The following is an 18,976-nucleotide window of genomic DNA, read 5'->3' on the forward strand; positions in this document are numbered from 1 at the left end:
GGCCTACGCGGCACACTCCGCCACAATTGGCGTCCGGGGCTGTATTCGTCCCGGTTCTTTGGCATGCTGTAGCAATGGCAAACCGAGCGGGCACAGTCGCCCTACCCAGCGATCTCGTCGACATTACTTCCCTTCTGGACGCGTATTTCGACGTCGTTCCCGATCTCAGCGACCCGGCACAACGAGTGGCGTTTGGCACGTCGGGACATCGCGGCTCCTCGCTCAAGGCGTCCTTCAACGAAGGACACATTGCAGCGATCACCCAGGCGATCGTTGAATACCGGGCCGGGCAGGGCATCACCGGTCCCCTTTTCATGGGCAAGGACACTCACGCGCTTTCGGATCCCGCCCAGCAGACGGCGCTGGAGGTGCTTGCCGCCAACAATGTAACGGTCCGTGTGGATGCCCGTGGCGCCTTCACCCCCACCCCGGCCGTATCGCACGCCATCCTCGCCTACAACTCGCGCGGCGCAGACCAGGCAGACGGCATCGTCATCACCCCTTCGCACAACCCTCCCGGGGACGGCGGTTTCAAATACAACCCACCGCACGGGGGACCCGCCGACTCCGACGCCACCAACTGGATCGCCGATCGAGCCAACACCCTGATGGAGGGCGGCCTGCGGGAGGTCCGACGGGTGCCCGCCAGCCAGGCGCTGCAGGCAGAGGGCATCGGAACCTACGATTTCCTGCAGCACTATGTTGAGGACCTGCCCAGCGTCCTCAATCTCGACGCCATCCGGGCATCCGGTCTGCACATCGGTGCGGATCCCATGGGGGGCGCAGCAGTAGATTACTGGGGTGCCATCGGTGAGACCCACAACCTGAACCTGACAGTCGTCAACCCGTCAGTTGACCCGCAGTGGGCGTTCATGACCCTGGACTGGGATGAGAAGATCCGGATGGACTGCTCCTCGCCGTCGGCCATGGCCTCATTGATTGCCCGGTCCTCCGAGTTTGATATCTCTTCCGGTAACGACGCCGATGCGGACCGGCACGGTATCGTCACCCCGGATGCGGGCCTGATGAACCCCAACCACTACCTCGCCGTCGCCATCGATTACCTCTACCGGAATCGGCCGCAGTGGCGGCAAGACGCCGTCGTCGGGAAGACCCTCGTGTCCTCGTCGATCATTGACCGGGTGGCAGCGGATCTGGGCCGAACGCTCGAAGAGGTTCCGGTGGGCTTCAAATGGTTTGTACCGGGCCTGCTGTCCGGTGGCCTGGCTTTCGGTGGTGAGGAATCCGCGGGGGCCTCCTTCCTGCGTCACGACGGCACCACCTGGACCACAGACAAGGACGGCATCCTGCTGGCCCTGCTAGCCTCGGAAATCACTGCGGTCAGCGGTCGCACCCCGTCGCAGCACTACGCCAGCCTGACCGACCGGTTCGGGTCACCGGTGTACGCGCGGATCGACGCGGCAGCGACACGGGACCAGAAGGCGGCGTTGGGGAAGCTTTCGCCGACGGATGTCTCAGCCACCACCCTGGCCGGCGAGACCATCACGGCCCGGCTCACGGAAGCACCGGGCAATGGGGCTCCAATCGGTGGGTTGAAGGTCACCACCGAGAACGCCTGGTTCGCTGCACGCCCCTCGGGTACGGAGGACGTGTACAAGATTTACGCCGAGTCCTTCAAGGGTGCCGACCACCTCAAGCAGGTCCAGGACGAAGCGAAAGCACTGGTGGACGGGGTGATCGGGTAACCCTCGGGGGTGGTCAGAGGAGCCGGCGCAAGAGCCACTTCTTCAGACCGCTGTAAGGAGGGTAGGCGAGGCGCAGGGTGTCGATGCCGGTCCCTTTGGAGAGCACTCCCCGCAGCTGGCTGAAAGTGTCGAAGGAATAGCGCCCGTGGTAGGCGCCCGTCCCGCTGTCACCGACGCCTCCAAAAGGCAGTCCGGGAACCGTCAGGTGCAGGTTGCAGGCGTTGTGGCCGATCCCGCCGGCTCGGACCCGGGCTTCGAAGCTCTGCTGCACCGCGCTGCTCCTGCTGAACAGGTAGGCAGCGAGAGGGGCGGGCCGGGCGGCGATGAATTCCACCGCTTCATCCATACCGCTCACGGTCAGGATGGGCAGGATTGGTCCGAAGATCTCGTCGTGCATGACCGGCGAGTCCGGCTGCACCTCGGTCAACAGTGTGGGTTCGAGGTATCGGGTGGCCCGGTCGTGCGAGCCGCCAGCGTAGCTGCGGCCGCTATCCAGGAGCCCCACCAGACGATCGAAGTGGGTTTCGTTGATAATCCGGCCATAGTCACTGCTCTGGCTGGGATCGCTGCCGTAAAACTCGGCGAGCGCCCGTTTCAGCTGCTTCAGGAGTTGTGATTCCAGCCCCGCCTTCACGAGCACGTAATCGGGAGCGACGCAGGTCTGCCCGGCGTTAAGGAATTTACCGAAGATCAGACGCCGGGCCACGGCGCGAAGGTCTCCGTCCATCACGACGGCGGGGGACTTGCCTCCCAGCTCGAGGGTGACAGGGGTGAGCTGCTCAGCAGCGGCTTTGGCGACGATCCTCCCCACGCGTGCACCTCCGGTGAAGAAGATGGAATCGTACTTCTGGGTGAGCAACTCGGTGCTCACCTCGGGTCCGCCTTCCACCACCTCCACGGCCGCGCCGTCGAGATATCGAGGCAGGAGGTCAGCGATCACAGCCGAGGTGGCGGGCGCTAGTTCGCTCGGCTTCAGGACCGCGCAGTTCCCGGCGGCGAGCGCACCAACCAGGGGCGACAGCAGCAACTGCACCGGATAGTTCCAGGGCCCGATGATCAGCACCACTCCCAGGGGCTGAGGCTCCCGGTGGGCCGACGCCGGCGCCAGGCCGATCGGGACCCGTACCCTTTCGACGCTGGTCCACTCCGCCAGATGCCTGAGAGCAAACTCGGCCTCCGCCCGGACCAGCGAGAGCTCAGAAACCAGTCCCTCGAGACGGCTCTTGCCCAGATCTGTCTGCAACGCGTCGGCGAAGTCCTGTTCCCGTTCGGCGAACATCCGCACCAGGCCCTGCAATTGGGCTCGGCGCCACGCGAGTGGCCGTGTGGTCCCGTCGTCGAAGGTGCGGCGCAGGCGGTCCGCCGCGGTCGTTCCCTCAGCGACGGCACCATCCTGAGCACCGGAGCCGCCCGCAATTAGTGTTGGACTACTGGTCATCTAGGGTTCCTTCTTGACAGAACGGCCAGCGGATCGCTGGCTGGGACATTTTTTTACGGGTGCGGTCTTCTGGTGGGTGGCAGCTCAGCTGGCGCGGCCCGTGAAGTGCTCCATGGAGCTGTACACCTTGAAAACCCGGCCAGCCACCACATCCCAGACCGGCTGGGGAAGAAGCCCACGCAGCGCGCTGCCCAGGGCCACCGACCAGGGCAGCTGAAGGCGGGCACGCCCCACCAGCATCGCCCGCCAGGCCTTATCGACAACGTCTGCCGGGTCCATCAGCGGCGTGAACAGTGGCCCTCGGGCACCTTCGAACATGCCGGTCTTGATGTAACTGGGAATCAGGGTGGTGACCTTGATGTGGTTGTGCCCGGCTTCGCGCAGTTCGAGGCGCAGCGAGTCGCTCCATCCGATGACTGCCCACTTTGAGGCGGTGTACACGCTCATCCGGGGCACCGACAGGGTGCCGGACGCTGACGCGACGTTCAGGATGCGTGCCTGGTTTCCCGCCGCGATGAGGTCCGGCAGGAATTCCCGGGTCAGATGCATGAGCGCGAGCGTGTTGATGTTCATCACCAGAGCGATGTCGGCCGCTTGGTCGTGTTCCCAGAAGTACTTCCCGCGCACGATGCCAGCATTATTGACCAGCACGGTCGGGACCCCGACGTCGTTCCGCACGGCGGCAGCCGCCGTCGTGATCTCCTCCAGGGACGCGAGGTCAACCACGTAGCTGTGCACCGAGGAGCCGGCACCGCTCAGGAAATCGGCGGCCCCGCGGAGGGCCTCGGCGTCCACATCCCAGAGCACCACGGCTGCTGCCCGCTCCCTGACAGCGCGTTCCGCGTACAGCCGACCCATCCCGCTGGCGGCACCGGTGATGAGGACTGTTTGGCCTTCGACTGTGAATGACATGAGTGCAACGTAACATCCCGCGCCGGACGGTAAGATTTCCGACAGATCACCCCACATCTTTGGAAGGCACAGCCATGAGCAGGTTCGGTACCGCTTGGACAGTTCACGGCGACGGGAAGAACGTCCTGCCGGGGCAGTTCGTTGCCCCTGATGAGCGGCTGAGCTGGCCGCGGACGATCGGTATTGGCGCCCAGCACGTCGTCGCCATGTTCGGCGCCACGTTCCTGGTCCCCCTGATTACCGGGTTCCCCCCGGCAACCACCCTCCTGTTCTCGGGCATTGGCACCATCCTCTTCCTGATCATTACCGCGGGGAAGGTACCGAGCTACCTCGGGTCAAGCTTCGCGTTCATCGCGCCGATCGCCGCCGCCCAAAGCCAGCACGGTCCCGCTGGGGCGCTTGGCGGCATCATCATGGCCGGTGCGGTGCTGGCGATCATTGGCGCCATTGTGCACAAGGCTGGTTCCCGCTGGATCCAGGTGGTGATGCCACCAATCGTCACCGGCGCGATCGTCGCGCTGATCGGACTGAACCTCGCACCCACGGCCAAGGCCAGCTTTGAGCAGGCTCCCCTCACCGCCCTGATCACCGTGGTGGTCATCCTGCTGGTCACGGTCCTGTTCAAGGGCATCCTCGGGCGATTGTCCATCCTGGTGGGTGTCCTGGCCGGGTACGTTGTCGCCATGCTGCGCGGTGAGGTGGACTTCGCTGCGATCGGCGACGCCGCCTGGATTGGTCTCCCCCCATTCCAGACCCCCGAGTTCCACCTCTCAGTGGTGGGTCTTTTCATCCCGGTGGTGCTGGTTCTCGTCGCCGAAAACATCGGCCACGTGAAATCGGTGGCGGCAATGACCGGCCGCGACCTTGACCCCGTCACCGGGCGCGCGCTGATGGCCGATGGCCTCGCCACGATGCTCGCCGGGTCCGGCGGTGGCTCCGGAACCACCACGTATGCAGAAAACATTGGTGTGATGGCGGCATCCCGCGTGTACTCGACGGCCGCCTACTGGGTGGCAGGCATTGTCGCCATCCTGCTGAGCCTGTTCCCGAAGTTCGGCGCCCTGATCGCCACTGTCCCGGCCGGGGTCATTGGGGGCGCAGGAGTGGTGCTCTACGGCATGATCGGCATTCTCGGGGTGCGGATTTGGGTACAGAACCAGGTCAACTTCTCCAACCCCATCAACCTATCCACCGCAGGGGTTGCCCTGGTGGTGGGCATCGCCAACTTCACCTGGACCATTGGGGAGCTCACCTTCGAAGGCATTGCCCTGGGTACCGCAGCGACACTCGCGATCTACCACGTGATGAACGGGCTCGCCCGCTGGCGGGGCAGCGAACATCTCACCGGGCCCGACGCCGTCGACGCCTCCGACAAAGGGTCCCGGCCTTCGAAGCTGGGCTGAGCCGGATGAAGATCTTCGTGGTTCATGGATACCAGGCGTCCCCCGGCGAGCACTGGTTTCCCTGGTTGAAGTCCCGCTTCACCACGGCACAGGACAGCGTGACGGTGCTCGAACTACCGACCCCGAATGAACCTGCGGAGAGCGGTTGGACTGCCGAACTGCACCGCGCCATCGGCCGTCCCACCGGGGACACGGTGATCGTTGCGCACAGTCTCGGCTGCATTACCGCCCTTCGCTATCTGGCGTCGCTGGAGCCGGGGTGGTCTCTCAGGGGGCTGATCCTGGTCGCAGGGTTCGCCGAACCCGTCGCTTCACTTCCGCTCCTCGATCCCTTCACCGCCGACAACGGTTTCGTCGACGAACTAGTGGTCTCCCGTTGCACAGTGATCAGGTCAGACAACGACACAGTGGTTGATCCTGCCGCCACTGCCCGGCTCGCGGCCAGGCTGCACGCAACGCTCATCACCATCCCCGGCGGTGGCCATTTCGGGTCCGCCGACGGGTACCAGCGTTTCCCCGAGCTGCAGCAGGAACTGGCTGGGCTACTTTCCACCGCACGCTAGGAAGGCAAACAAGTCGTCCTTCACCCGAAGGCCCCGCCCGCGCAGGAGCAGCTGCGGACGTCTTTTGGTGAGCTGTCGGACACATCCAAACTGTCGTGGACGACGAAGTACCCCATTGACGCTTGCTACTAAGTTAAATGGATCTGCTGAGACTTCAGGACACATCATGAACACTTCATGCATCACCACTACTACTGAACGCCACCCGGATGCCGGCGAAACCCAACGTTTGACCCTGCGGGAAGACGGCATCCTGCACGTCTGGTGGCGACCGTCGACGGTGGTCTCTGTCGACGACGCGCGGGTCACTCTCGATGCATCGCTCCTCAACCCCGGATCCCGGCGGATCCTGATGAGAATGACAGCTGTGACGTTCACCAACGCCGCCCGCCGGGCCATCTGCACCGAGCAGGGCATTACCGCCATCGCTCTGCTCGGCGAGGATCCCGTTGACCGGGTAGTCGCCGCCTTCGCCGATAACGCCGCTCACCCAGCGCAGTTCTTCACCTCCGAGGACGCAGCCGTCGACTGGCTGGACACCTTCGCCTGACCCCACACCCCACTCAGGCCCTGGGTGAGCCCCGCCCTCCCGGTAGTGCCTAAACTGGTGTGATGTTGAGGATCGGGCTGTCGGGCGGCGTGCGCAGGGGAAATCACACTGGGTACTACCGGCTGATCACCGCTACGGAAACGGACCGGCCGGGCGGACTTCATTCAGCCGAGCCGACGGAGTCCTGATGGATCTGCAAAAGGTCTGGGCGTCCCCTGATTGGCGGGACCAGGTCCAGCAGTGGATCACGCAGGTGCTGGACAGTTGCAACCTGTCACAGACCGGCCCCCTGGAGCCGGCCCGTATCCGGTTTTGGTCCACCCAGCTGACGGTCCCCACCAATCACGGGCGGCTCTGGTTCAAAGCGAACAACCCCGGTCAGTTCACCGAGGCGGCCCTCGTGGCGTGCATGTCCGAATTGGTGCCGGACCATGTGGTGACTCCCCTGGCGATAGAGCCGGCCAAGGGCTGGATGCTCACTCCTGACCATGGAAAGACCCTTGCCTCACTAAAATCGACTGACTACCAGTTATGGGTTCGGGTGGTGATGGACTTCGCCGACCTTCAAAAACAACTCATTCCCCATAAAGTGCCGCTGGCCGCCGCCGGACTAGTGAGCATGGACCCCGCGATCGCCGGGAATTTCGCCAGCAACCAACTGCTCCTCCACACCGGCCTGCCCCCCGAGCATCCGTTGCATCTCTCGCCGCAGGCCGCCGACGGGGTCTACCTCAGCATTCCGGCGCTGGAAGAAGCCGCTGCCGCGGTCCTGGCCTCTGGTGTCCCCCTGAGCCTGGAACACAACGACCTGCACTCAGGGAACGCCTTCATCCCGGGCACCACCACAGCGCCACTACGATTCTTCGACTTCGGCGACTCCTACTGGGCCCACCCGTTCAGTTCGCTCTACGTTCCGTTGACCGTAATGCAGGAACAGTGGGAGACAACTGTTGACGATGCCCGGATCCGCCGCGTCATCACCGCCTACCTTGAGTGTTGGACCGATTACGCCCCCCTCGCGGAGCTACGTCTCGCCGTCGAACCGGCACTCCAACTGGCGCGGCTGCACCGGTATGGATCGTGGTTGCGCCTCCTCATCCACGCCGACGATTCGGCAATGAGCGAGTACGGCCCACACGCCCTCGAGTACCTGCGAACCCTGACGGATCCGGTGCTGCGGTAGGTGAACAGCGTCTTTCTCGCAGCCAACGGGTCAATCGAGACCGTACCCATGGTTGCCCTGCTCGCGAACCACTTCATCCCGGGTTGTGAGGTTCCGGATCGCTCCGGCAGCTCACACACCCGGCTCCTCAGTACCGCCAGCGGGCACCACGCTGTAACCCTCACCGTTGGTTCGTCCGGGGTTGAAGTGAGCACTTCTGCGCCGTTGAGCCAGGTCCCCGGCCTCACCGCAACCATCCGGCGCTGGCTCGATCTGGACACCGATCTCACGGCGGTGGCAGCAGCGTTCGACGACGACGCCCTGCTGGGTCCGCTGGTCCGGCACCGCCCCGGGCTGCGTGCCGTGGGCTATCCCGAACCGTTCGAAGCAGCGATCATGACAGTCCTTGGCCAGCAGGTCTCGGTGGCGGCCGCTGGCACGTTTGGCGGACGGTTGGCCGCTGCGTACGGAACACCCGGGGCGGCCGGCCTCACCGTCTTCCCCACCCCAGAGGCGCTTGCCTCCGCGCCGCCGGAGCAGCTTCGCAGTGCGGTGGGCGTGACCCGAACCCGCGGAGCAACAGTGCAGCACGTTGCCCGGGCCTTCTGCGACGGGCTGATCCTCCACGGCGACCCCACCGATATCCGGCAGGAGCTCCTGGCCATCCCGGGGATCGGGCCATGGTCGGCAGACTACCTGATGGTGCGAGTACTCGGGGATCGGGATGCCTTCACCCCGGGGGATCTGGTGTTGCGCCGTGCCATGGGCAACCCCAGCATCAGGGAAGCCGACATCCAGTCTGAACGGTGGCGGCCGTACCGGGCGTATGCCCTGTTTCACCTGTGGACCGAAGCCACCTCGGCCGAAAAAGTGCCGCACCCGCAGGTTAGTCGTTGAGCAGCAACTAATCTGCAGGCGAAGCACTTTTCTGGCCGTGGAGGGAGGTGGGCCGGATTATTGGGGCCAGTACCCTCTGCGGTGCATGACCCCAGCCAACCGGTCTGCACGGTCGGATACCAGACCGTCCACGCCACCACCCAGGGTGAGCAGCCGTTCCATCGCTTCTGGGTCGTTGACGGTCCAGACGTGAAGCGGCAGCCCTGCCCGCCTGCAGCGTTGGACAAACCGCTCGGTCACCACTGTCACTCCGGCGTGCCGGACCGGAACCTGCAGGCAATCGACCCGGAGCATCCGGGCAAGGCGCCGGGTCTGACCCAGCGGACTCAGCAACCAAAGCAGCGCTGAATACGCCTGACCGGCCGAAGACGCCACCGGTCGCGACAACCGCTTCAGGACCCGCAGGCGCCGCCGGTCCGAGAAGGAGGCAACCAACACCCGGTCATGCGCGCCCAGGCGTTCAACTACGTCAGCGAAAGGCTCCACCGAGGCGTCGTCCTTGATGTCGATATTCAACTTCATCGCCGGCCACCGGGTCAGCAACTCTTCGAGCGTGGGGATCGGTTCGGTGCCCTGAATGTGGACGGTCCGCAACTCCTCCAACGACCGGTCCGCTATTGGCCCCGATGCGTCACAAACCCGGTCCAGGAGTTCATCGTGAAAGACCATGACCACTCCATCGCGGGTGGTGCGGATATCTATCTCCAAATAGCCGAAACCCAGTTCGGCTGCCGCCTCGAAAGCGACCATCGAATTTTCCAGCCCGTCGAGCGAAAAGCCGCGATGCGACAGGGCGAGCGGCCGTTGCTCCCCGTCCAGTCCGATGTTTCGCAGGTACGGCAACATGCCTAGAAGGAGGCCCTCAGCGCGGCGAGGCGTTCCTCAAGAATCTGCGCCACCCCGTCCTCCTCAAACGCTGGCGCCTGCTGATCCGCCGCGGCAATGGCTTCCGGGTGGCCCGACGCCATTGCGTAGCCGGTGCCGGCCCAACTGAGCATCTGCACGTCGTTGGGCATGTCCCCGAAGGCGACGACGTCGGCCTGGCTGATACCCCGGCTGGCCGCGAACTCGGCGAGGGTTACCGACTTATTGATGCCAGGCATCGACATCTCCAGGAGGGCAACGCTGGGCGCAGAATGGGTGGCAGTCACCAAATGGGCGACTGCCGGGCGGACCCGGTTGAGGAAATTGTCGGGCAAAACCTCGCGTTCACGGGCCAGGAACTTGATGACGCCCTGACCTGCGAGCGAATCCGCAAGGGGCATGGCGACTGCGCCGGCGAGTAGTTCAACCGAACCCTCCTCGGCGAACCCATGCTCGATGTGGAATCCGGTGACGGTCTCGGCGGCGAAAGCGGCCGCGGGATAGAGGTCCAGGATGATTTCGCGAGCCGCCAGAATGTTGCTGTGCTCGAGCAGGTGGGCGCTCAGCACCCGTTCATCATCCAGGTTGTAGGTCACGGCCCCGTTGGAACAGATGACCGTGCCACGGTGACCCAGCTGTTCACGCAGCGGGTCCAGCCAGCGAGGCGGCCGGCCCGTTACAAACACCACCTCGACACCAGCATCCAGGCACCTCTGAAACGCTTCGACGGTGCGGGGACTGATCTTGCCGTCGTGACCGACAATAGTTCCGTCCATGTCGCTGGCGACCAGGCGCATGCGGGTACTCCTTCAGTGAGCAGGTGAGTTTAAGCGTACCTGCCCGGAGCAGGCCGATGCCCCGGTGCGTGACACGCGTCCGGGGCATCGAGAGGAAGCTGGTTGGGCGGGATCTACTGCTCGAAGGTGGCGATCAGGCGGGCCCGCCCAAGGGTATGCGAGAACAGGTTGAACCCGAGGTAGGCGTTGCTGCCTTCCGCGGGCACCTCGAGGGTTTCCACGTCTACTGCATGCACTACAACGTGGTAGTGGTGCGGTCCATGACCGGCCGGTGGGGCAGCGCCGATGAAGCCGCTGAAGCCGCCGTCGTTCTTCAACTGGATGGTGCCTTCCGGCAGGTCGGTGCTCCCCTCGACTCCGGCACCAGTAGGCAAGGAAGTGGTACTCACGGGGAGGTTGAAGACCGCCCAGTGCCAGAAGCCACTGGCGGTTGGGGCATCCGGATCGTAGACCGTCACGGCAAAGCTTTTGGTGCCCTCCGGGAACCCGCTCCAGGACAGCTGCGGTGACAGGTCCTTCCCGCCATCGATCCCCATGACTCCTGACGCATGCCTCGCATCCAGCGGCTGGTTGTGTTCAATGTCAGTGCTGGTGAGGGCGAATGCGGGGACTGCTGGCAGGTCTGCGTACGGATCGCGGGTCATTACTGCTCCTGGTTCACTTGGGGTCTGCTACTAGCTCGCTGCGCACCGGTGGATTCGCGCCAGCACGGGAAACGGTCACTGCCGCCGCCTTTGCCGCGTAGGCAAGGACCGCTTCCACCTGTTCAACGGAGATGTGGCGTAGGTCATTCCGCAGCTGGGCCCCAACGAGCCCGCGGTCCGCCAGCGAGCCCAGGAGCGCCGACATGAAGGAATCCCCCGCCCCCACCGTGTCCACCACCTGGGTGGCCGGCGCGGGCACCGACGTTTCACCGCGTTCGACGACGGCCCACGGACCGAGGGAACCACGCGTCACCACCACCATGGCCGGCCCTTTAGCCAGCCACAGCCGTGCAGTCTCGAAGACGTCCTGGCCCGGGTAGAGCCATTGAAGATCCTCGTCGGAGGCCTTCACCACGTCGGCGAGGGCAACGAATTTCTCGGCCTGCGCGCGGGCGTAATCGACATCGGTGACGATACTGGGACGGCAGTTGGGGTCATAGGAAATGGTGGCCAATGGGTGAGCCCGCTGGACGACGGCGAGCACTTCGGCCGCTCCCGGCTCAAGCATGGTGGCAATCGAGCCGGTGTGCAGCAGTGTGGTGCCGTCGAGGATCAGGTCCATCTGCTCACGGACGGTGGGCAGGTCCCAGACGAGCTGAAACGTGTAGGAGGCACCACCGGCAGGGTCCAGGCGTGCCGTTGCAATGCTGGTGGGGTGCCCATCTGGCCCGATCGGGGTCAGCACCGAGTTGCTGTGAAGGTGTTCATGGATCATCCGGCCGTACTGGTCGTCGCCCCAACGCCCGATGAACCGGCAGGGGTGCCCCAGCCGGGCCAGGCCCACAGCCACATTCATGGGGCTGCCGCCAACATGGGCGCGTGGCGAGGAGACATCGCTGATGACTTCGTCTATGAGGGTTTCCCCGATCACTGTGAGCACGCTAATAAGTTAGCATCCCGGGCAGCGGAAAGACCCTTGTGGGGACAACGGGATCGAGGACCCCGGCTGACCCTCGAGCCTAGGTGATCTCACGCACACTCGCCGGAATAATCCGCTAGTTGCCTAAGGCTACGGCTAGGATGGTGCGGGATTGCCGCTATCCGCGGCGCTAACCACGTACTAGTTGTTGGGGAAACCATGAAAATCAAGAACGCGGCGGCCATCGCCGTCATCGCACTCGCCTCGCTGACCGCCTGTGGCGAGGCATCAGAGCCTGCGGCCCCTTCCGAGGCCGCCGCTCCCACGCCGGCGAGCTCCACGGCACCCGCGCAGAACATCCAGGCTCCGGAGACCAACGACCTCATGGCCGAGGCCAGCCCCGAAGGCGCACGAGCCTTCCTGCATCACGTCTTCGAGCTGAAGTCCTACAACCAGCGGACCGGTGAAACCGAGCAGCTGCTCGCCACCTTCGATGGTGCCGAAGCAGCAACCGAAGAGGCTGAGGAATTCGCGGCCATGTACGAGGACGGCGGCTGGGTTCTCGGCGGACAGCCGAAGGTCAAGCAGATCATCGTCACCACCCCAGCGGACGAGGTAGCCGAGGAGGTCGAGGTTGACGCCCTGATCACCGTCAACCCTGACGCCTACACTTCGTTCGGCGAATCGGGTGAGGTCCAGGAGACCCGCCCGTTCGACCCGGCCGGCACCATCTACTCAGCGACAATTGTCTATTCAGACGGCGCCTGGCAGGCTACCTACCTGGAAGAAACCCCTGACGCAGAAATCCCGGCGGAGTAACCCGGTTTAGGCCGTCAGCCTGTTACGGCTGGCGGCCCGGCTCCGGCTCCGAGTGCAACTCAGCTCTCAGTGTCGGAGCCCAGCGAAGCCCAATAGGCGGCACCCACGAGCGCGGCGTCGTCGGGCAGGATCGCCTGCTCGATCCTGAATTCTGCGAGCCGCGGGTCGGCAAGAGCCATTCCCGCGCGAATTGCCGGTTCAACCAGATCCCAGGACCTGGACATGGACCCGCCGATCACCAGGATCCCCGCGTCGAACCGGCTGATCACGATTGCGAGAGTCTCGCCCAGAGCTCCGAAAGCTCGGTCCAGCACGAGTCGTGCAGTTTCGTCACCGGCCCGGCTGAGTTCAGCAATGGTGTGGACGTCGGGACCGGAGTCCGGGCTCAGACCGGCCGCGTCGGAGTAGGCCGCGCGGATGGCGCGTCGGGACACGGTGTTTTCTAGGGGTCGGCCCTGATAGACCTCGTGGTGGATGCTCCCATCCGGTGAGACCGCCGGCCCGGTGCTGACCGGCTGCCCGTTGATCAGGAAGGTGGAGCCGACGCCGGTGCCCAGCGTGATGCAGATGGCCCGCTCATTCCCCCGAGCCGCCCCGAGGGCGTATTCCCCGATGCCGAACGCGTCGGCGTCGTTGAGGAAATGGATCGTGCCGGGGGTCGGTTTAATCCGCTTCATCAGCGCTTCACCGAGATCGAAGCCGTTCAGGCTGTCGAACTTTCCCACATGCTCGAAACGGCCAATGCCCTGGTTGTAGTCGAAGGGGCCGGGAATAGCTACCGACCAGGTCGCTCCCGGCTCGCCCCGCAGCGCGTCGGCAGCAGCACCAATCTCCTCGACCAGGCTCTCGGCGGTCCCCTGGGCCTGCAGGTCGACCCGAGCCAGGGAGTCCCGGTCGATAACCCACGTTCCGGATTCCACCACCGCGGCCGTGAGGTGGGTGCCTCCAATTTCGAGCACAGGGATGGTGTTGCCACTCATTGATGGTGCCTTTCAGTCTGTCCGAATACGGTATCTCCGAACCAGGATCAACAGTAATTCGTTGCGGTCCTCGCGGGAGCCTCCCCCAAATCGGCTAGACCGCCATCAGCCGATCTACCGCCTGCACCACCCGCACCCAGGCTTCGGTCCCCGGGGTGATCATCGCGGAGTGGTCGCCGGGGATCATGATCAACTCAGCAGCCGCACCTGCGGCCGCCGCCGTCGTCACATAACTGTCCGATTGGCTGAGCGGCACCGTTGAGTCGTCCTCACCGTGCAAAGCTAGCACCGGAATGGGCAGCGGGATCGCTGTCATCGGGTCAGCCAACCGGTACCGAACGGGATCCTCGGCCGGGCCCACGCCCAGCAGGTTCAGCACGGCACCGTCTCCCAGCCCCTGTTCATGGGCTGCTGCCAGATTCAGCACACCCGACTGGCTCACGACGCCGGTCAGCGGCACCAGGGGCGTTCCGGCGCCGGGAGCCCCGTCGGGCAGCGTTGACCGCCCGGCGGCCCATACCGCGAGGTGGCCGCCGGCCGAATGGCCAAGCGCCGTCGTCGTGCCCAGATCGAGGCTGTGTTCGTCGGCCGCCGTCGCCAGGAGATCTATGCCGGCGCTCACGTCGGCGAAGGTTTCCGGCCAGCCACCCCCATTGCCGGCCCGCCGGTATTCAAGGTTCCAGCAGACGTAGCCCCGGGACGACAGGTCTTCGGCGAGAGGCCGGCCAAGATCCAGTCCGTACCCTGAGCGCCAATAGCCCCCGTGGATAACCACGACGACGCCCGGGAGGTGCTCCCCGGCTGGCAGGTACAACTCGGCGAACTGGCTGGGATCATCGCCATAGGTGTAGCGCTGGGGTGTCACTGGTTCCTCCGGTTGCTGGGTGGGGTTGGCTGAACTCCCGGGCGCGCAGCCGGCGAGTGCGGTCGCTGCAGCGAGGCCGGCGGCGCCCAGGACGGTGCGTCGGCGTAGGTTGTCCACACCGGAAGCGTAACCTTGCCGACCCTTCACATGCGCCGGGGAGGGTGTTTGAATGAATGGACCAATCAAGGGGGAACAATGCAGACCAAAGGAACCCGGCGGCTCATCACGGGCGGTATCGCACTGGTAGCCACGATTTTCATCCTCCCGACGCCACTGTTCGAAGTCTTCAACGGAACGGCTGAGGGCCTCACGATGGTGCTCTTCGTCCTCGGGGCGGCGCTCCTGGCGGGGGGACTGGTTCTGGTCGTCACCGGCCTGCGATTGCGATCACGAGACTTAAGCACTCCCCGAAGCTACGACACCCGGCAGCCGGCCACCCAGGACGATGATCGGCCCATCGACAGCCACTCCATGCCGACTGCCGCCCGCCAGGGGCAGATCGGCGGGCCCCTCTAGCCAGCCCTCCACCAGCACTGTCAGACCCGGCCGATATGATGGCCTGAAGCCATCGTCGGAGGAGTCTTAATGAGCGCCTGGGATCAGTTGGATGACCGTCTCCGCCCCGCGGTGGAAGCGAGCACCCGTGAGTTCGAGCGGGTACGGCCGCGCCTTGAAGAAGTGACCCGGCAAATGCAGGCCAGCATCCAGGAAATCTTCGTCGGCACCGAACTCAGCCCACTGTTCGTCACGGCTCGGACCAAGAGTATCGAGTCATTCCGTGACAAGGCCTCACGCATGCTCGCCTCAACAGTCCCCGGAGACGCCCCCACCCTGGTGTTCCCCGACCCGCTAAGAAACCTGACCGACGTCGTCGGCGTTCGGGTGATCACCACCCTGCCCCACGAGGTGGACGTCGCAGCGAATCTGATCAAGCGGCAGCGGCAGGAATTTGACTGCCGGGGCGACCGGGAGAAGGACATCGGCACCATCGAGTCCGGCACCTACGGCTACTCCAGCCGGCACCTCATCCTGCGCACCATCCAAAGCGAAGCGGTCAAAGAGTACCAGCGCGCCCTGGACCCGGCAGCCAAGGCTGGCGGCAGTTACATGCTCGAGGTGCAGATCCGTACGGTCCTGGCTCATGCGTGGTCCGAAATCGAGCACGACATCCGTTTCAAGGCATCAAATCCTCGGGCATGGAGCCCCTACTTCGACCGGCAATTCACTGGCACCGCCGCGATGCTCGAGTCAGTGGAATCAGCTTTCGCCGAGCTGCACGAGCGGTACGAGACAGTGACCGGGTTCTGGGATGAGGACGGGGAGGGAAGCGCCCCCCTGAGCCCCAACCGGGTCCGCGACGTGTGGCAGACCCTCCTCCCCCACGTTGACCGAAAATCCGACGACAACTGGGGTTGGGCTGCGGAACTGCTCGCCGCCCATGGACTGACGACGACGACGTCGCTGGCGTCGCTGCTCCAGGCGGACACCATTACGTCGGTTCGCCGAGCGTTGGACCACCGTTACTCGCCGGGCCCGGACCGGCTGCTCGACGACGTGCTGCTGTGGCACTACGGGGAACGCCACATCGACCTCACCGCCGAGGCAGCCGAGGCAGCGGTCTCGCCACGACGCGACAGCCTGCAGCGTCGGCATCGGCAAATGACCACCTTCCGGGCGCTGGAGGCCAGCAAATAACGCCTCAGTAACACCCGTCCCGCTAGGTTGCGGCATACCTGCGACGGGGCAGGTCCTGCGGAAGGAACTGTGCCATGGCCAAGTACGCACTCTGCGTCGGCATCAATAAGTTCGAAAACCTTCCGACCAACGCGTGGCTCAATGGCTGCGTCAACGACGCCAAGGACTTCGCCGCGCTTCTCACTGGGCATTACGGATTCGCGAAGCGGAACGTTGCGGTGCTCCTCGATTCAAAGGCTACGAAGGCTGCGGTGGTCGGGAAGCTGCAGGCCATGCTCAAACGGGCGAAACCCGGGGATCACCTTGTCTTCACGTTCTCCAGCCACGGCACCCAGGTCCTCGATGTCTCAGGTGATGAACCGGACGGCGCCGACGAAGCATTCGTCACCTTTGATATGCGGCAAAAGGGTGACCAGTGGGACGCCGCCACCCTTATTCTCGACGACGAGTTACATCACCTGCTCGGTACCCTTCCCGACGGGGTCCTGCTCGACGTCGTGCTGGACACGTGCCACAGCGGGACCGGGCTCAGGGCGCTGGATCTACTTCCCACCCGACGGCCCCGGTTCGTTCCGCCCCCGACGCCGCTCGGCCTGGAGCTCACCGAATCGGCGGATCCGCGCGCCTTCCGCGACCTGGTCCGGTCCGATGCGAAGGCGAAACCAGTCCTGTTTGCCGCCTGCCGGTCGGATCAGACAGCGGCTGATGCTGACTTCGCTGGACGATATAGCGGTGCCTTCAGCCACTACCTGCTCCAGGCCGTCAAAGACGACCCATCGGCAAGCCGGCGAGTGCTGCTGAAACGCGTCAGCGCCGACTTACGGGATGGGAAGTTCACCCAGCGGGCCCAACTGGAAGCGCCAGTGGCGGCCAAAAGCGCCGCGTGGGGCACCGCCTTCTAGGAACTAGCGGCCGCGCCCCCGGCTATGGAACGTGATTTTCGGTGTTCCAGTGCCAGACCTGGGCCGTGCATCAGAAGGAGTGATTTCCGCCAGGGTGGTGGCATCCCGAACCTTCTCCTGTGCGTTTTCCTGCTGCCTCACCGGGTCATAGACCGGTTTCAACGCCGCGTAACAAAGGTGGCCTCCCTCGTCGAATCTGAGCAACCCACCTCCGCGCAGGATGACGGGTCCGGGCCCGGACAACCCCATGCGGCGCATTTCGGGCCGCCCGATAGTGAACTCCTGAACAAAGGAGGCGCCGATCTCCGAGACGACGAACCCGTCCGGGCTGATCCGGATGCTGGGTCGCACCCGGTCCACGGTGATTGAATGCCGCTCATCCATCGCGGTTTCCCGTAACAAGTCCCCGTTCTCCCAGATGAACCTCACGATCTCTTCCGGGTCGGTTCCCAGCGCTGATAGCCGGACGGGGTACCTGAGGCTGCTCATGCGTTCGATCCCGGTGAGCAAATCATCGGCCGGCACCGTAACCCCCACCTCGGCGAAGCAGTCCCGCACCACCTGCCGATAGTGAAAACGATCCTGCGGAACCAGCACCAGGTCGGCGGAGAGGATGCCCCGCAGCAAGTCCGGCCAGGTCACGTCCACCGGAGCCATGTACCCGAGCCCACGGATCAGCATCGCCAGGACCTGTTCACCCACCTTCGCCCCGGACTTCGCCACCTGGTGCAGGCTCGAGCGGCCACCGGGCTGGTCCAGACGGATCTGCCATAGCCGCGCCACCACATTCAGCATCGCCCGCACCACTGGCTCGCCGCGTCGGTGCGGGTCCGGCAGCGTGCGCCAGCCGGTGGGGACCGGCGTCCGCATCGGCTGTCGCGCTGGCCCATGCGAGAACAAACCGTCGCCAAAGCTGAAGAGACCACTCAGCAGGATCTGCTCATCCAGCCCGGTCAGGTCGGTTGCCCCGGACCCCAGTGGATCCAACAACTGCTCCACCCGCTCCGCCGAGGAAAACACTGACAGCATGGCCACCAGGTCAGCGATCGCCTCATGCAGCGCAAACTGGTCGAGGGAAGCGAACTGGTCCGACCAGCGGGTTCGGTACCCCGCAAGGATCGCGTGGGTCACCTCATGGGCCACCAGGTCGCGATACAACGCCAACGGCACCGACAGACGCTCCCGGCCATCCCGCCGATGCCCAAACCGGACCACTCCGTCTTCCCGGTCGTAGCCAGAATCGGCGTAGGGCACCGTGTCATACGCGTGGATCCGCAGCCGCCGTCCTCGGGCCCATCCCATCCGGCGGCCGAGGGTTGACTCGAAGGCTGCCAGCGTCGACGCCGCCACGGCGTACGTGTGCTGGGCCAGGAAGCGGCGGTTGGCCAGCAACTCACCGAGGTCATTCGGTGGATTCTCGTCCATCAGCATCCACGGATCGACGTCCTCGCCCAGGAGTAGCTCCAACGGTTTCCCACGCGGGCCGCGAACGACGATGTCGAATCGCGCGCTGCGCGGCCCCCCACCAATGCGCTCAACGGGCACGCGGAGCGTCGTGGTCATCGGACCTTCGGCGCCCAACGTGAACGGACCCTCGGCCAGAATGGTCAAGGGGCGCAGCTCCCCGGTATGGCTTCCGGGCCCCAGCATCACGCCCGCCATTGGCACCTCTCCCTACTGCGACCCGGGATCAGTCTTCCACCGGACCGCTACCAAAAATATCTACCCCTGCGCCCCGGCCGTCAAGCACCAAAATCCCAGTAACACCCCAATAACACCGTGCAGCAGATACTGGCTGCCAACCGCCGGCGCCGTCGCGTGGACACTGCTACCTGACGAACGCCGCTCCAGTCGATGCCA

At 64.8% G+C, this 18,976-nt stretch carries 19 protein-coding genes; 10 read left to right on the top strand and 9 right to left on the bottom strand.

Translation table 11 applies throughout. The features are described 5' to 3' along the window. Nucleotides 1-74 precede the first annotated feature (74 nt). Nucleotides 75-1,706: a phosphoglucomutase (alpha-D-glucose-1,6-bisphosphate-dependent) gene (pgm, locus tag ACX80T_RS00945; protein WP_459303514.1), complete on the top strand. Its 1,632-nt coding sequence runs from the start codon at nt 75-77 to the stop codon at nt 1,704-1,706. A gap of 13 nt (nt 1,707-1,719) precedes the next feature. Here the strand turns inward: pgm and ACX80T_RS00950 are convergent, their stop codons facing one another. Continuing rightward, complete coding sequence (locus tag ACX80T_RS00950; protein ID WP_459303515.1) at nt 1,720-3,144, bottom strand: aldehyde dehydrogenase family protein; 1,425 nt, start codon at nt 3,142-3,144, stop codon at nt 1,720-1,722. 84 nt (nt 3,145-3,228) lie between these two features. After that, entirely contained in the window at nt 3,229-4,056 is an 828-nt protein-coding gene (locus tag ACX80T_RS00955) for an SDR family NAD(P)-dependent oxidoreductase (protein WP_459303516.1), read from the bottom strand. A gap of 74 nt (nt 4,057-4,130) precedes the next feature. Between ACX80T_RS00955 and ACX80T_RS00960 the strand changes: the two genes are divergently transcribed. From ACX80T_RS00960 to ACX80T_RS00980, 5 genes are all read left to right on the top strand, one after another. Further along, complete coding sequence (locus ACX80T_RS00960; RefSeq protein WP_019484020.1) at nt 4,131-5,459, top strand: uracil-xanthine permease family protein; 1,329 nt, start codon at nt 4,131-4,133, stop codon at nt 5,457-5,459. A 5-nt stretch (nt 5,460-5,464) separates the two neighbouring features. After that, nucleotides 5,465-6,022 (top strand): RBBP9/YdeN family alpha/beta hydrolase, encoded by a 558-nt coding sequence (locus ACX80T_RS00965; protein ID WP_459303517.1) that lies wholly within the window; start codon nt 5,465-5,467, stop codon nt 6,020-6,022. 166 nt (nt 6,023-6,188) lie between these two features. Next, nucleotides 6,189-6,572, top strand: a complete 384-nt coding sequence (locus ACX80T_RS00970; protein ID WP_459303518.1) for a DUF7793 family protein — start codon at nt 6,189-6,191, stop codon at nt 6,570-6,572. A 187-nt stretch (nt 6,573-6,759) separates the two neighbouring features. Further along, complete coding sequence (locus tag ACX80T_RS00975) at nt 6,760-7,755, top strand: phosphotransferase (RefSeq protein WP_116778877.1); 996 nt, start codon at nt 6,760-6,762, stop codon at nt 7,753-7,755. Continuing rightward, on the top strand, nt 7,756-8,631 hold the full coding sequence (locus ACX80T_RS00980; protein WP_207771340.1) for a DNA-3-methyladenine glycosylase family protein: 876 nt from the start codon (nt 7,756-7,758) through the stop codon (nt 8,629-8,631). A 57-nt stretch (nt 8,632-8,688) separates the two neighbouring features. Here ACX80T_RS00980 and ACX80T_RS00985 read toward each other — a convergent pair whose 3' ends face one another. From ACX80T_RS00985 to ACX80T_RS01000, 4 genes are all read right to left on the bottom strand, one after another. Then, nucleotides 8,689-9,477: a glycerophosphodiester phosphodiesterase gene (locus ACX80T_RS00985; protein ID WP_116778878.1), complete on the bottom strand. Its 789-nt coding sequence runs from the start codon at nt 9,475-9,477 to the stop codon at nt 8,689-8,691. Nucleotides 9,478-9,479: 2 nt separating this feature from the next. Then, nucleotides 9,480-10,292 (bottom strand): HAD family hydrolase, encoded by an 813-nt coding sequence (locus tag ACX80T_RS00990; RefSeq protein WP_019484026.1) that lies wholly within the window; start codon nt 10,290-10,292, stop codon nt 9,480-9,482. 113 nt (nt 10,293-10,405) lie between these two features. Next, on the bottom strand, nt 10,406-10,936 hold the full coding sequence (locus ACX80T_RS00995; protein WP_019484027.1) for a YbhB/YbcL family Raf kinase inhibitor-like protein: 531 nt from the start codon (nt 10,934-10,936) through the stop codon (nt 10,406-10,408). Nucleotides 10,937-10,949: 13 nt separating this feature from the next. Then, nucleotides 10,950-11,876, bottom strand: coding sequence for a carbohydrate kinase family protein (locus ACX80T_RS01000; RefSeq protein WP_019484028.1), 927 nt, complete (start codon nt 11,874-11,876; stop codon nt 10,950-10,952). A gap of 198 nt (nt 11,877-12,074) precedes the next feature. Here ACX80T_RS01000 and ACX80T_RS01005 point away from each other — a divergent pair, with 198 nt between their 5' ends. After that, entirely contained in the window at nt 12,075-12,674 is a 600-nt protein-coding gene (locus ACX80T_RS01005) for a DUF6318 family protein (protein WP_019484029.1), read from the top strand. A gap of 59 nt (nt 12,675-12,733) precedes the next feature. Here ACX80T_RS01005 and ACX80T_RS01010 read toward each other — a convergent pair whose 3' ends face one another. Beyond that, the gene (locus tag ACX80T_RS01010) at nt 12,734-13,654 is read right to left on the bottom strand and encodes an ROK family protein (protein ID WP_459303519.1); all 921 of its coding nucleotides are present in this window, start codon (nt 13,652-13,654) and stop codon (nt 12,734-12,736) included. 94 nt (nt 13,655-13,748) lie between these two features. Further along, nucleotides 13,749-14,636, bottom strand: a complete 888-nt coding sequence (locus ACX80T_RS01015; RefSeq protein WP_459303520.1) for an alpha/beta hydrolase — start codon at nt 14,634-14,636, stop codon at nt 13,749-13,751. 78 nt (nt 14,637-14,714) lie between these two features. Between ACX80T_RS01015 and ACX80T_RS01020 the strand changes: the two genes are divergently transcribed. From ACX80T_RS01020 to ACX80T_RS01030, 3 genes are all read left to right on the top strand, one after another. Then, on the top strand, nt 14,715-15,035 hold the full coding sequence (locus ACX80T_RS01020) for a hypothetical protein (protein ID WP_459303521.1): 321 nt from the start codon (nt 14,715-14,717) through the stop codon (nt 15,033-15,035). A 69-nt stretch (nt 15,036-15,104) separates the two neighbouring features. Beyond that, nucleotides 15,105-16,214, top strand: coding sequence for a GTP pyrophosphokinase (locus ACX80T_RS01025; RefSeq protein ID WP_024477142.1), 1,110 nt, complete (start codon nt 15,105-15,107; stop codon nt 16,212-16,214). 74 nt (nt 16,215-16,288) lie between these two features. Next, a complete protein-coding gene (locus tag ACX80T_RS01030; protein ID WP_019484034.1) occupies nt 16,289-17,116 on the top strand; it encodes a caspase family protein in 828 nt (275 codons plus the stop codon). Between the two features lie 3 nt (nt 17,117-17,119). On the opposite strand, the gene ACX80T_RS01035 is transcribed toward ACX80T_RS01030, so the two are convergent. Next, the gene (locus ACX80T_RS01035; RefSeq protein ID WP_459303522.1) at nt 17,120-18,778 is read right to left on the bottom strand and encodes a gluzincin family metallopeptidase; all 1,659 of its coding nucleotides are present in this window, start codon (nt 18,776-18,778) and stop codon (nt 17,120-17,122) included. Nucleotides 18,779-18,976: the final 198 nt, after the last annotated feature.

This window comes from Arthrobacter sp. Sr33, assembly GCF_054511195.1.